This is a genomic window from Streptomyces sp. NPDC051018 (assembly GCF_044456085.1).
Taxonomy (GTDB): domain Bacteria; phylum Actinomycetota; class Actinomycetes; order Streptomycetales; family Streptomycetaceae; genus Streptomyces.
The window spans coordinates 104,594-117,248 of the sequence record NZ_JBITFN010000008.1 but is presented as its reverse complement, the minus strand read 5'-3'; the positions used below and the strand labels follow the sequence as shown (position 1 = coordinate 117,248).

11 protein-coding genes are annotated in these 12,655 nt (G+C 71.3%); 6 read left to right on the top strand and 5 right to left on the bottom strand.

What is annotated here, in order from left to right; all coding sequences use genetic code 11:
• The first annotated feature begins 3 nt into the window (after positions 1 to 3).
• A complete protein-coding gene (locus ACIBCM_RS16055) occupies positions 4 to 1,218 on the top strand; it encodes an acyl-CoA dehydrogenase family protein (RefSeq protein WP_399243508.1) in 1,215 nt (404 codons plus the stop codon).
• A gap of 363 nt (positions 1,219 to 1,581) precedes the next feature.
• Here ACIBCM_RS16055 and ACIBCM_RS16050 read toward each other — a convergent pair whose 3' ends face one another.
• Together ACIBCM_RS16050 and ACIBCM_RS16045 are read right to left on the bottom strand one after the other, a co-directional pair.
• Positions 1,582 to 2,175 (bottom strand): TetR/AcrR family transcriptional regulator, encoded by a 594-nt coding sequence (locus ACIBCM_RS16050; RefSeq protein WP_399243506.1) that lies wholly within the window; start codon positions 2,173 to 2,175, stop codon positions 1,582 to 1,584.
• 216 nt (positions 2,176 to 2,391) lie between these two features.
• Positions 2,392 to 3,156, bottom strand: coding sequence for an SDR family oxidoreductase (locus ACIBCM_RS16045; RefSeq protein ID WP_399243505.1), 765 nt, complete (start codon positions 3,154 to 3,156; stop codon positions 2,392 to 2,394).
• A 251-nt stretch (positions 3,157 to 3,407) separates the two neighbouring features.
• Between ACIBCM_RS16045 and ACIBCM_RS16040 the strand changes: the two genes are divergently transcribed.
• The 3 genes from ACIBCM_RS16040 (at position 3,408) to ACIBCM_RS16030 (ending at position 7,479) form a co-directional block, all read left to right on the top strand.
• Positions 3,408 to 4,667 carry an exo-beta-N-acetylmuramidase NamZ domain-containing protein gene (locus ACIBCM_RS16040; protein ID WP_399243503.1) on the top strand — a complete coding sequence of 420 codons (1,260 nt, stop codon included), beginning with the start codon at positions 3,408 to 3,410 and terminating at the stop codon, positions 4,665 to 4,667.
• 98 nt (positions 4,668 to 4,765) lie between these two features.
• Complete coding sequence (locus ACIBCM_RS16035) at positions 4,766 to 6,322, top strand: serine-threonine protein kinase (protein ID WP_399243502.1); 1,557 nt, start codon at positions 4,766 to 4,768, stop codon at positions 6,320 to 6,322.
• Positions 6,323 to 6,867: 545 nt separating this feature from the next.
• Positions 6,868 to 7,479 carry a hypothetical protein gene (locus tag ACIBCM_RS16030; protein WP_399243500.1) on the top strand — a complete coding sequence of 204 codons (612 nt, stop codon included), beginning with the start codon at positions 6,868 to 6,870 and terminating at the stop codon, positions 7,477 to 7,479.
• An 880-nt stretch (positions 7,480 to 8,359) separates the two neighbouring features.
• Here the strand turns inward: ACIBCM_RS16030 and soxR are convergent.
• A complete protein-coding gene (gene soxR / locus ACIBCM_RS16025; RefSeq protein WP_399243498.1) occupies positions 8,360 to 8,842 on the bottom strand; it encodes a redox-sensitive transcriptional activator SoxR in 483 nt (160 codons plus the stop codon).
• A gap of 113 nt (positions 8,843 to 8,955) precedes the next feature.
• Between soxR and ACIBCM_RS16020 the strand changes: the two genes are divergently transcribed.
• The gene (locus ACIBCM_RS16020) at positions 8,956 to 9,417 is read left to right on the top strand and encodes a MaoC family dehydratase (RefSeq protein ID WP_399243496.1); all 462 of its coding nucleotides are present in this window, start codon (positions 8,956 to 8,958) and stop codon (positions 9,415 to 9,417) included.
• A 137-nt stretch (positions 9,418 to 9,554) separates the two neighbouring features.
• Here the strand turns inward: ACIBCM_RS16020 and ACIBCM_RS16015 are convergent, their stop codons facing one another.
• Positions 9,555 to 10,178, bottom strand: coding sequence for a TetR/AcrR family transcriptional regulator (locus ACIBCM_RS16015; protein ID WP_399243494.1), 624 nt, complete (start codon positions 10,176 to 10,178; stop codon positions 9,555 to 9,557).
• 193 nt (positions 10,179 to 10,371) lie between these two features.
• Between ACIBCM_RS16015 and ACIBCM_RS16010 the strand changes: the two genes are divergently transcribed.
• A complete protein-coding gene (locus ACIBCM_RS16010) occupies positions 10,372 to 11,016 on the top strand; it encodes a TetR/AcrR family transcriptional regulator (protein ID WP_399243493.1) in 645 nt (214 codons plus the stop codon).
• Positions 11,017 to 11,138: 122 nt separating this feature from the next.
• On the opposite strand, the gene ACIBCM_RS16005 is transcribed toward ACIBCM_RS16010, so the two are convergent.
• Positions 11,139 to 12,497, bottom strand: a complete 1,359-nt coding sequence (locus ACIBCM_RS16005; RefSeq protein ID WP_399243491.1) for an ABC transporter ATP-binding protein — start codon at positions 12,495 to 12,497, stop codon at positions 11,139 to 11,141.
• Positions 12,498 to 12,655 lie beyond the last annotated feature (158 nt).

The window sequence follows — 12,655 nt, the reverse complement described above, 5'->3', positions numbered from 1 at the left end:
CCCATGGACTTCGCATTCGACGCCCGTACCGAAGAGCTGCGGGGCCGGCTGCTCGCCTTCATGGAGGAGCACGTCCTGCCCGCCGAGCCCGTGGCCGAGGAACAGCGCGCGCGGCTCGCCTCTCCGTGGGAGACGCCCGCGATCCTGGAGGACCTCAAGGCCCGGGCGCGCAAGCAGGGCCTGTGGAACCTCTTCCTGCCCGACGAGGAGCACGGAGCCGGCCTGACGAACCTTCAGTACGCGCCCCTCGCCGAGATCACCGGCCGCAGCCCCCAGCTGGGCCCGGCGGCGGTCAACTGCGCGGCCCCCGACACCGGGAACATGGAGGTGCTCGCCCAGTTCGGCAGCGAAGCCCAGAAGAAGCAGTGGCTGGAGCCGCTGCTCTCCGGCGAGATCCGCTCGGCCTTCGCGATGACCGAGCCCGAGGTCGCGTCGTCGGACGCGACGAACATCCGGACGCGGATCGACCGTGACGGCGACGACTATGTCATCAACGGCCGCAAATGGTACATCTCCGGTGCGATGAACCCCGATTGCCGGATCTTCATCGTGATGGGCAAGACCGACCCGGACGGCGAGGACATCCGCCGCCAGCAGTCCATGGTCCTGGTGCCGAGGGACACCCCGGGGCTGGAGGTCCGGCGCGCCATGCGTGTGTACGGCTACGAGGACCACTGGCACGGCGGGCACGCCGAGGTCTCCTTCGACGACGTCCGGGTGCCCGTGGCGAACCTCGTCGGCGAGGAGGGCGGCGGGTTCGCGATCGCGCAGGCACGGCTCGGTCCGGGCCGTATCCACCACTGCATGCGGCTGATCGGTATGGCCGAGCGCGCGATCGAGCTGATGTGCCGGCGGGCCGTGTCCCGTACCGCCTTCGGGAAGCCGCTCGCCCAGCAGGGTGTGATCCAGAACTGGATCGCCGACGCCCGGGTGACGGTCGAGCAGCTGCGGCTGCTGGTCCTCAAGACCGCGTGGCTCATGGACACGGTCGGCAACCGGGGTGCGCACACCGAGATCCAGGCGATCAAGATCGCGACCCCGCGGGCCGTGGTGGACATCCTGGACCAGGCGGTCCAGCTCCACGGCGCGGGCGGGGTGAGCCAGGACTTCCCGCTGGCGGAGCTGTGGGCGGCGGCGAGGACGCTCAGGCTGGCGGACGGGCCGGACGAGGTGCATCAGCGGTCACTGGCGAGGCGTGAGCTCAAGCCGTACGCGTAGCCGTGGCGAAGGCCGTACGCGTAGACGTAGCTGAAGCCGTACGCGTAGACGTAGCTGAAGCCGTACGCGTAGACGTAGCTGAAGCCGTACGCGTAGACGTAGCTGAAGCCGTACGCGTAGCCGTGGCTGAGGCCATGGCCGGGACGAGGCGCCGGATCCGGGGTGGGCCCCCGGGTCCGGCCCCTTGCCCGTCACGGAGGCCCGCTTCCCGGCACCGGCGCTCGGCGGGAGGCTGGGGCGCCTGCCGCAAGGCGACGGCCTTGAGGGCCGGGTCCGAGGCCCGTGAAGAACCGGGGCCGGGGCCGGTCCGGTCCCGGGCTGACCGGGCGAACGGCCCTTCCCCGCCCCTGCCCCCGCGGCGGATCAGGGGCGCAGGGCGCGGAGCAGGAGGTCCGCGAGGTGGCCGGCGACCTGCTGCTTGGTCAGGGGGCCGTCGGGGCGGTACCACGTGGACAGATGGTGGACCGACCCGAAGTGGTAGTCCACGACCAGGTCCGCCGGGGTCGCCGACGAGAACACCCCGCTCGCCTGCCCCTCCTCCACCAGCGCCCGGAAGCGCTCGTGGTACCGGCGCCGCTCCGCCCGCACCTGCTTGAGCTTCTCCGGGCTCAGATGGTGCATCGAGCGGAAGAAGATGTGCGCGTCCTCGAGGTTGTCGATGGTCGTCACGACGACATCGGCCGCGGCCCCGCGCAGGCGCTGCTCCACGGGCTCGTCGGCGTCGGCGAAGGCGTCGAGGCGTTCCTGCTGGAGGCGGAGCATCCGGGCGTAGACCTCCTGGAGGAGGTCCTCCTTGGACCCGAAGTAGTGGTACAGCGCGCCCTTGGTGACCCCTGCCGCCTCGACGATCTCCTGGACGGAGGTGCGGTCGTATCCGCGCTCGGCGAACAGCCTGGTGGCGGCGGCCAGCAGCTTCTGCGGTACGGGGGTGTCATCCCCGTCCGTCGTCCTGGCCATGCCGCCACCCACCTCTCAATCGGTAACACTCGGTAACGTTTCCGGGAAAGCGGAGTCCCCGCCCGAGGATCTTCCCACTTGTCGCCCCGCGCGGCTCCGCGCGCCGGTGAGCGCGGGGAGCGCCCGCTCAGCTTCGGCCGCGGGGCACGTACTGGTGTACGCCTTCACCGTTTCTCCCCGACGGCCGGCGCGGGAGCCCGCCCGCCGCCGCCGGACTCACGTCCCGGCGTCCTCCCACTTCCGCTGGAGGTGGTTCATTCCGGACAGCCACCGCTCGGGCTCGGCCGCGCGGGCGCGGTAGTACCCGGCGACCTCGGGGTGCGGCAGGATCAGGAAGCGGTCGGCGGCGATGCCCTCGAAGAGCGCGGTCACGACGTCCTCGGGCTCGATCGCGCCGGGGGCGAGGACCAGTTCGCCCGCCGATCCGGCCGCGGTGAGCATGTCCGTACGTACGCCCTGGGGACAGATGGCGTGCACCTTCAGGCCCCGGTGGCGGTAGGTGAGCGAGAGCCATTCGGCGAAGGCGTACGCCCCGTGCTTGGAAACGCTGTAGGGGGCGGCGCCGACCATGGTGAGCAGCCCGGCGGCGGAGACGGTGGAGACGAAGCGTCCGCCGCCGCGCTCCAGCCAGTCGGGCAGCAGGGTACGGACCGCCCGGACATGGGCCATCACATTGACGTCCCAGGCCGCCGCCCAGACCTGCTCGTCGGCGAACGCGTCGCCGGGCGAGGCGAGTCCCGCGTTGGCGCAGTAGACGTCGACCGTGCCGTCGAGGGCGTCGCGCGCGGCCTCGACGATCCCGGAGGCGTCTCCGGGGACGGCCCTCGCGCCGATCTCGTCGGCGACGGCCCGTGCCCGGTCCGCGTCGATGTCGTTGACGACGACCCGGGCGCCCTCCGCCGCGTATCTGCGGGCGAGCGCGGCTCCGATACCGCCGCCCGCGCCGGTGACCACCACTCCGGCGCCCTGCATCGTGCTCATCGCTCTCCACCTCTCCCGGGCCCACTCCCAGGCCGCTCAGGCCCTCTCCCGGGCCCTTGCCCGGACCGCGTTCCGAACAGACTAACCAGTCGGTATGTTCTAGGGAAGGGAGGCCCGCCCCCGGGCCGCGCGGACGGTGACACCCTTGCGCCGACGATGTGATACCGCCACGACGGCCCGGATCGTTCCTCGCGCCCGCCCTCCGCGCTAGCGTGCGTGGTCATGACAGACATCCTTCCGGAGGGAGTCCGATGAGCCTGTCCAGACGGGGTCTGCTCGCCGTGTCGGGGGCGGCGGGCGCGCTCGCCGCGGGTGCTTCCGGCGCCCGGGCGGCGAGTGGTTCCCCCGCCGCGCGCCCACGGGTGCGCACCGGCTTCGACCGCCTGGTCGCCGACGGCTACGGCACGCTGGCGGGGCAGCGCGTCGGTGTCGTCACCAACCCGACCGGGATCACCTCCGCCGTCCACCACATCGTGGATGTGATGCACGCCGACGAACGCGTGAACCTCGTCGCCGTCTTCGGCCCCGAGCACGGCTTCCGGGGCACCGCGCAGGCGGGCGGCTCCCAGGGGCGCTACGACGACCCGGCGACCGGGCTGCCGGTCTACGACACGTACCGGAAGTACGGGCAGCCGCTCGCCGACGTCTTCACCGCCTCGGGGGTGGAAACGATCGTCTTCGACATCCAAGACGTGGGCGCCCGCTTCTACACCTATATCTGGACGCTGTACGACTGCATGCGGGCGGCGGCGACGGCGGGCAAGCGATTCGTCGTCCTCGACCGGCCGAACCCGGTGACGGGACGGTCCGCCCTGGGACCGGTACTGGACCGGGCGTTCGGGACCTTCGTCGGCCGTGAGCCGATCGCGCAGGCCCACGGGATGACCGTCGCGGAACTGGCGCACCTGTTCAACGGCGAGTTCCTGCGGGAGCGGCCCGCCGAACTGGAGACCGTACGGATGTCGGGCTGGCGCCGCTCCGACTTCTTCGACCAGACGGGGCTGCCCTGGGTGCCGCCGAGCCCCAATATGCCCACACCCTCGACGGCGCTCGTCTACGCGGGCACCTGTCTGTTCGAGGGAACGGAGCTGTCGGAGGGGCGCGGCACGACCCGTCCCTTCGAACTGCTCGGGGCGAAGGACGTCGACTGGAGATGGGCGGAGGCGGCCAATGCGCTGGGGCTGCCGGGCGTACGTTTCCGCGAGGCGTATTTCACGCCGACGTTCTCCAAGTTCGCGGGGCAGACGATCGGCGGGGTTCAGGTGCATGTGCACGACCGGAGCGTGTACGACCCTGTACGTACCGGTATCGGCCTGCTGGTGACGGCCCGGCGGAGCTGGCGCGACTTCGCCTGGCTGCGCACCGATCCGACCTGGATCGACAAGCTCACGGGCTCGGCGAGGGTCCGCACGATGATCGACGCGAGGGCCGGAACGGACGAGGTCGTGGGCGCGTGGCAGGAGGATCTGACCGCGTTCCGGGCCGTACGGAAGCGGTATCTGCGGTACTGATCGGGCGTACTGCGCCCACCGCGCGCGTCGCGGGGTATGGCCGTATCCCCCCTTGCGCAGCATCCTGCTGACAGAGCGACAACCAGGGGGAGGCCGTCATGGCGGGGATGAGTGTGGGGCCGTACCAGGACATCACGTTCGACAAGGACGGCGATGTCGACCGCGCGCAGCGCGACCGGCTGCTGGGGATGGAGGTCACCGATCTGGTGATGTTCGCGCATGGCTGGAACAACTCCCCCTCGGTCGCCGGCCGGCTGTACTCCGCGTTCTTCGCGCCCTTCCCTGAACTGTTGGGGGAAGGGGTGCGGCTGGGGTACGCGGGTGTGGTGTGGCCGTCGATGAAGTTCACCGACGAGCCGATTCCCGACTTCGCGCCGAGGGCCGCCGGGGCCGTACCGCCGGCGGGCCCGCGCACCGGGCCGGACGGCTCGCGGGACGCCGGGCGGGACGCTCCGGAGAGCGCGGCGGACGGCTCACGGGCCGCTCCGGGGAGCGCGCCGGAGGGGCTTCCCGTGTCTTCTGCGAGCCCGGTTCAGGTACCGGTCCCGCCGCGGTCCGCGTCTGCTTCTCCGTCCGCGTCCCCGTCGGCTGAGGCGGGTTTCGGCGACGGCGCCCGGGGCGGGCCGGACGACCCGGACATCGCCCTGGACACGGAGACGCGGCTCGCCCTCAACGCGCTGTTCCCCGGGCACGGGGAGACCGTGGAACGGCTGGCGCGGCTCCTCGACGAGCGGCCCGAGTCGCCGGAGGCGTTCGCCGAGTTCGGCAGGCTCGCACGGCGGCTCGCGGAGGCACCCGCGGGCGGACTGGAGACGTCCTGCTTCACGGACGATCTCCCGGACGACGAACAGGGCCCGCCGGCCGTCCTGTTCGAGGACGCGTTCACGATGTGCCGGAGATTCACCCGGGCCCTGGAGGGATCCCCGGAAGCCACGGTGGCGGGCGGGGAGGCGGCCCCCGAGGCCATCCCCGTACCCGGCGCGCTGAAGAAGACCTGGAAGGGCGCCAAGGAGCTGCTGCGGCAGACCACGTACTACGCGATGAAGCGCCGCGCGGGCACGGTCGGCGAGCTGGGTCTCGGGCCGCTGCTCGGGCAGCTCGCCCGCAGCCGCCCGGCGATGCGAGTGCACCTGGTGGGTCACAGCCAGGGTGCCCGGCTGGTCGCCTTCGCCCTGCGGGGGCTGCCCGACGGCGCCCGGAACGTGAAATCTGTGACGCTGCTCCAGGGCGCGTTCTCGCACTACGCGTTCTCCCCGAGCCTGCCGCACGCCCCGGGACACGCGGGCGCTCTGAGGTCCCTGGAACAGCGCGTGGACGGGCCGGTGGTGGCCTGCTACTCCCGGCACGACAGCGCGCTGGGCACGATCTACCCGATGGCGTCGAGCCTCGCCAGGGACGACCGGGCGTTCACCGTCCCGATCCGGCCCGACAAGCGCTGGTGGGCGATCGGCCACGACGGCTTCCAGGCCGTCCGGCCGTCGGCCCGCCTCGACCTCGACGAGGTACTGGCACACGGAGTACCCGCCGCCGGCTGCGTCAGCGTGGACGCGGCGTCGGTGGTCCGACGCGGCGGCCCGCCCTCGGGCGCGCACAGCGACATCTGCCACCGGGAACTGGCACAGGTGGTCGTCTCGGCGGGGCGTATCGGGCGTTGATTTTCTTGTGGCTCGGTTCTCCCCCAGACTCCGTCCGGGGGGACCCCCACCGGGCCGCTTGAGCGTGCGTCGACGGTCGACCGTGCTCGAACGGGGGGGGCCGGGCGGAGGGTCTCTGTACGGTGACCGACGCGCGGTCTTCTTTTTTGTGGCTCGGTTTACCTCCGGGCCGCTTAAGCGTGCGTCGACGGTCGACCGTGCTCGATCCCTCGTTCCTCGGGACCTCCGCGCGCTCTCCCTTTCGACACCCGCACGGCCCTTCGGCTCACTCGCCCAACGGGCAGAGGGTCTACGAATGCTCGGCACCCCGAGCGGCGCTACAACTCACTTGGTCAAGGGGCGCAGGGTCTACGAGTGTTCGGCGTTACGGGCTCACCTGGGCTTCTTGTGGCGCGGGTTGACCGTGGGGCGGGTTCTGGGGGTGTCGGTGGGCGGTCGGGGTGGGTTCGCTGATGGGGGCCATCGGATTTTCGATGGAGCCGGATTGGGCACTCGTACGTCCATATCTCAACGCCGATGTACCAGCGACGGAGGTGGCAGTATCGATGGCCGGTTTCCGGAGTCTTGCTAGACAGGTGCGCGATCCGCGATGTGATCTGGCGCTGCGGCGCTACTCGCTGCGCAAGTGCCTGGAACGATTTGCCCCTTATGGACACCGGGCGACGTGGGACCACCTGTGCGTCCGGCACGGTATCGAGCCCGAGGACCGGGCTCCCGATCCGGCGCGACTGGTGGCCGCGCTCGATGAACTGGAAGAGGCGCGGGCCGTCTGGCTCGCGTACGAGGAGAACTTCGCCGACCGCCGCAAGCGCGAGAAGCACTTCGGCCTGCGACGGCCGTCGCCGATCGACGACTGGCACCGGCACACCTGGGGCGGGAACGGGGTCGCGCGCTGCGACAGCCCGGCCGAGCATCCCTCGGCGCCCCTCGACGAGGTGCTGCGGCGGCTGATCGCCGCGCTGGAGGACGAGCCGGGTGCCGCCTGCCCGGTCTGCGGGTCGACCGGCATCGTATGGCGGCAGGACCTGGCCGGAGAACCCTGGACCGGACCGGTGTGCACGGGCTGCGGCATCCTGGTGCCGCGGCCCGTTCTGACGTCCGAGGCCGTCGCCGCGGCCAAGGAGGCCGGACGCCGGGCACTGGCGTCGGTGGCCTGAGCGGCCCGGGGGCGGGCCTCGGTGGGTGGCACGCCCCCGTGGTGCGGTGGGCCGGACGCACGGCAGCGCCGTCGCCGCGGCGCTGGTGGACACCGACAATGACCGGGTGCCGGTTCGCCGACGGGCACCCGGCCGCTGTCAGTGGTGTCCGGCACCATCGGACTCATGCTTCACATCTGCCCGGAGGGTGCCGCCGGGCCGCTGACGGCATCCCCCGTGCCGGCGGACGGCGGTGACCGGTGCCGACGAGCTGTCACCCGGACGCCGTGCGGCGGCGGAACCCCGTCGGGGCCCGTTGTCGCCGGGCCGCTGGACGGGGTCGTTCCCGTTGGGACGACAGATGCGGGGACGGCGCCGGATCCGGTGGCGTACCGGCGTCGCGCGGTGGGAGCCGACGCGGCCGGGCGCGTGAATACGGCAATCGGGCCCGGCCGTGGCCGGGGCCAGGTCCGGTTGGCCGAGCGAGGACGGCGCCGAGCCGGTCACCGCGGCGGTGCGGCCGCCCCGCATCGGGCCCGGAGTACGCCCCCTTCCGCAGTCCGGACGCCGGCGATGTTCCGAGAGGGTCCCCGACCGGACCGCTGGCCCTGCTCGACCGCGGAGCCGGTCGGTCGAGGGCGAGGGCGGGGCAGACCGTAGCAGACGGAAATTCACTCGCCCCACCGGATTCCCGCCGGGAGAGTGGAGCCCGGATGAGACACGCCCCGGGACCTCTTCCCCGGGGCCCTCAGACCGCGAGGGCGGGCCCGCGACGGGGGTGCGGGCCCGCCCCGGGATCTGGTGCTGTGGCCGGGAAGGGTTGCCGTTGGCGGCGTCCGGTGCGGCGCAGCGCACGGCGGAGGTCGGCGGCCCGTACTCAGCACAGGTCGGCAGCTGGTGCTCAGCAGTCGCCTTCGCAGTTCTTCTTGCGGCTCACCGGCATCAGCCGCGATCCGGCCTGCGTCCGGCCGAACGCGTCCTCCGGGTTGGACAGCACACAGGTCTCCAGTGAGAGGCAGCCACAGCCGATGCACTCGGTGAGCGTGTCCCGCAGCCGTCCGAGCTGTCTGATCCGTTCGTCCAGCTCACCCCGCCATGCCTCGGACAGCCGGGCCCAGTCCTCGCGGTCCGGCGTGCGTTCCTCGGGCAGTTCGGCAAGGGCGTCCCGGATCGTCGCGAGGGGGATGCCCACCCGCTGCGCGGCCCGGACGAACGCCACCCGGCGCAAAGTGTCCCTGGTGTAGCGGCGCTGATTGCCGCTGGTCCTGCGGCTCCGGATCAAGCCCTTGGACTCGTAGAAGTGCAGGGCGGAGACGGCGGCGCCGCTGCGCGACGACAGCTGGCCGACCGTGAGCTCGACGGGGTTCTCGGAAATCTGGGGCACCTCTCGAAGCCTACTGGTGGTCCGTTGACAGGAGCACACGGGCACTTCATGCTGAGCAAGCGCTCAGTCGACGGCGTGATGCTCACAGTGTGCGAAAGGCAGGGACGAGGGACATGGCCGAGCCGAGGATCTTCACCTCCGCAGAGGAGCTGCGCGCCGGGGTCGGCGAGGAGCTGGGGCACAGCGACTGGCTGGAGGTCGACCAGAAGCGGATCGACCTGTTCGCGGAGGCGACCGGCGATCACCAGTGGATCCATGTGGATCCCGAGCGTGCGGCGGACGGACCCTTCGGGAAGACGATCGCCCATGGCTATCTGACGCTCTCGCTGCTGCCGTCGCTGCTCCCCCAGGTCCTGCGGGTCGAGGGCATGAAGATGGGCATCAACTACGGGACGAACAAGGTCCGCTTCCCCGCTCCCGTACCCGTGGACTCACGGCTGCGCGCCTCGGTGACCCTGAAGAGCGCGGAGGAAGCCGGGGGCGGCGTCCAGGTGACCTCCATCGTCACGGTCGAGCGCGAGGGCGGCGAGAAGCCGGTCTGTGTGGCCGAGACGGTGTCCCGCTACTACTTCTGACGCCCCGACCGCGCCGGTGCCGGAACGGCAGGCGCCGGAACACCTCCGCGCGCGCCGGGCGGCCGTCCGTCCGTGCCCGCGCGCGTGCACCCAGGCCCGTTCGCGTACCCGCGCGTTCGCACGCGATCCATCCGGTGCTATCGGCGCGCGGAGACCATACGCAGGACGAGGTCGGCGTAGAGCGCGCCGACCTCTTCCGGGGTCCGGATCCCCCGGGTGTTGAACCAGCGCGCCACGTCGATGCAGAGCGACATCACGGCGAGCGTGGTCCCCGGCACATCCGGTACGTCGAACTCCCCCGACTCCACTCCTTCGCGCAGGATCCCGCGCACCACGGCGTCGCAGCGGCGACGCAGCTCCACAATCTCCACCCGGTGCCCGGGTGAGAGGGCGTCGAGTTCGTACTGGACCACGCGCGCGGTGTCGTGCCGTACCGCGTGCCAGCGGACGAAGGCGCTGACGGCCTCGGCGAGCCGCTCCCCGGGCGTCCCGCCCCCGGCGGACGCGCGCTCCAGGACCTCCAGCGCGCGGGTGTGGCCGTTGCGGCTGATCCGGTGGAGGAGTTCTTCCTTGGTCTTGTAGTGGATGTAGAGCGCGGCGGGGCTCATTCCGGCACGGCCCGCGATGTCACGGGTCGTGGTGGCGTGGTACCCCCGTTCGGCGAACGCCTCGACGGCGGCGACGAGCAGCTTCCTCGCCGCTTCGGGCGTTACCTCGCCCCACGGCACGTCCTCGCCGCTCGTGTCCTCCGCCGCAGTCATCGGCTCTCCTTCGGCTCATCAGGGGGGAACACCATACCGTGAAGCTGAGCAAGCGCTTAGGGGCTCCGGGCGGACGGCCCCGAAGACCCCCCGCACGGCTCTGGCCCCGGTCCCCTGCGGGCGCCGCCGCCCGCGTTCCCGCCCCGGCGCCCGCCGGGGCGCGCTTCCGGGCGGCGGCCCTACTATGTGCCGCATGGCCCGACCCAGCAAGCCGCTCCTCAGCCGGGAACGCATCGTCGAGACCGCCTGCGCGCTCGTGGACGCCCAGGGTCTGGAGGGGCTCTCCACCCGCCGGCTCGCGGCCGAACTGGGAGTCAGCGGCCCCTCCCTCTACAACCACTTCCGCACCAAGGACGAGATTCTCGAAGCGGTCGCCGACGCCGTCAGCGCCCAGGTCGATCTGTCGATGTTCGACGAGGGCGACGGCCGGGACTGGCAGACCGCGCTCCACGACTGCGCGATCTCCTACCGTGCCGCTCTCAAGGCCCACCCCCACATCATCCCGGTGTTCGCCAGGGGTCCCGGTCGCCGTCCGGCGGCGCTGCGGGTGGCGGACGCGATCTTCGGCGCCATGGTGCGCGCGGGCTGGCCGCCCGCCCAGGCGACGCACATCGGCGCGCTGATGCGGTACTTCATCACGGGCTCGGCGCTCGCCTCGTTCGCCCAGGGCTTCGTCGACGACGCGGCGGCGTACGACCCCGCCGACTATCCCCACCTCGGCCAGGCCCATCTGCTCGCCGAGCGGGGGCAGCGGGTGGACGAGGGCGCGTTCGAGACGGGGCTGCGGGCGATCATCGACGGACTGGCCGTCCAGTACGCGGCCGTCGCACACGGCTGAGCCGGTCCCGCGAGCGCCCGGGACCGCGACCCGGCCGCCGTTAAGGGGAAAGCTTCCGCCGCGGCCCCGTACGGGAAGGCACGGGACCCCGGCGGGAGCGGACCGCGGGAGACGGCCGGGACTCAGACGTCGAAACCGAGCAGATGGGCGGGCGCCGGGCAGATCCTGCGGCCCCGGTGGTCGAAGACGTACAGCTGGGCGAGATCGATCAGCACCGGCACCTGCGCGCCCGGGCGCAGCCAGGTGTCGGGGCTGGTCCGTATGACCAGATCGCTCGACGGGACGGGCGGGCACTCGGGGTCGTACGGTCCATAGGCCCCGTACGGCAGCGGTTCCGGCTCCCCCACCGGGACCAGGGCCGCCCCGACATGGGCGGCGGCCCGTTCCTTCAGCCGGCTCAGCATGCTCGGCACATTCCTGGTCATACGGCGGCGCGGGGGCGTCTCAGGTCCTCGGGCCGATTCCAGCTCCGGCACCACGGCGGGCCGGGAGCCGGTGTCGAGATGCACCAGCACCTCGTGGCCCTGGTACTCCACGTACTCCACGGTTCCGGTCAGCAGGGCCTCCCCGGGGTGCGCCTGGCCGGGTGCGGCGATTCTCGCGGCCTCCGAGCGCAGCCCCAGGATGAGCTGTTTGCCCTGGTGGATACGGAGCAACTGGTGGTCCGGCCGGAGGGGTTCGGGCAGCGGCAGACGCTGGGCGCCCAGCAGAAGCGACATATGGTCGGCCAGCGGGGCGTACACGACGGCCTGGAGCAGATTGATCCGGGGTGTGCCGATGAAGGCAGCGACGAAGACGTTCTCCGGCAGGGCATAGATCTCGCGCGGGCTGCTCACCTGCTGGAGGGCACCGCCGCGCATCACCGCCACACGGTCGCCCAGGGACATCGCCTCCGCCTGGTCGTGGGTGACATAGACCGTGGTGACGCCCAGCTGCCGGGTGAGCTGGGAAATTTCTGCTCGCAAATAGTTGCGAAGTTTGGCATCAAGACTGGACAGCGGTTCGTCCATCAGAAAGGCCGTGGGCCGGCGGGAGATGGCCCGGCCCATCGCGACCCGCTGGCGTTCGCCGCCGGAGAGCTGGCTGGGGTATCGGTCGAGTACATCCTCGATCCCGAGAACCTTGGCCGTGGCCTCGACCCGGGGCTTTCGGTCCCAGCGGCGGTTCTCCAGCCGTAGCGGGAAGCCGATGTTGTCCCGATTGGTCATGGTCGGATAGAGGGCGAAGTTCTGGAACACCATGGCCATGGCGCGGTCGCGCGGGGGCATCTCGTTGGCAGGTTCGCCATCGAGAAGCAATTCACCGTCGGTGATCTCCTCCAGACCGGCGATCATGCGGAGCACTGTCGATTTTCCGCAGCCCGACGGCCCGAGGAGAACTACGAATTCTCCTGGCTCGATATCGAGGGTGAAACGGTCGACGGCACGCGAGGCGCGTCCGTAGCGCTTGCTGACATTGCGAAGAGAGATGGCGCGAGTCATATGTATCCGCCGAGAAGTGGGGGAGCGGCTGAGACCCTGAAAACTAGCCGACCAATCCCTGTCGGGGAATAAGTCGGACGGATGATGTTGGCGTTCTGGGTTTATGCAGGATTGTTGCCTGCGCCGGTAGTTGAACGCCCGTGCCACTGATTTCCCTT

Coding starts and splice junctions, on each gene's coding strand:
- ACIBCM_RS16055 (WP_399243508.1), top strand. CDS start 4: ATGGACTTCGCATTCGACGCCCGTACCGAAGAGCTGCGGGGCCGGCTG.
- ACIBCM_RS16010 (WP_399243493.1), top strand. CDS start 10,372: ATGGCCCGACCCAGCAAGCCGCTCCTCAGCCGGGAACGCATCGTCGAG.
- ACIBCM_RS16015 (WP_399243494.1), bottom strand. CDS start 10,178: ATGACTGCGGCGGAGGACACGAGCGGCGAGGACGTGCCGTGGGGCGAG.
- ACIBCM_RS16020 (WP_399243496.1), top strand. CDS start 8,956: ATGGCCGAGCCGAGGATCTTCACCTCCGCAGAGGAGCTGCGCGCCGGG.
- ACIBCM_RS16050 (WP_399243506.1), bottom strand. CDS start 2,175: ATGGCCAGGACGACGGACGGGGATGACACCCCCGTACCGCAGAAGCTG.
- ACIBCM_RS16005 (WP_399243491.1), bottom strand. CDS start 12,497: ATGACTCGCGCCATCTCTCTTCGCAATGTCAGCAAGCGCTACGGACGC.
- ACIBCM_RS16035 (WP_399243502.1), top strand. CDS start 4,766: ATGGCGGGGATGAGTGTGGGGCCGTACCAGGACATCACGTTCGACAAG.
- ACIBCM_RS16040 (WP_399243503.1), top strand. CDS start 3,408: ATGAGCCTGTCCAGACGGGGTCTGCTCGCCGTGTCGGGGGCGGCGGGC.
- ACIBCM_RS16045 (WP_399243505.1), bottom strand. CDS start 3,156: ATGAGCACGATGCAGGGCGCCGGAGTGGTGGTCACCGGCGCGGGCGGC.
- ACIBCM_RS16030 (WP_399243500.1), top strand. CDS start 6,868: ATGGCCGGTTTCCGGAGTCTTGCTAGACAGGTGCGCGATCCGCGATGT.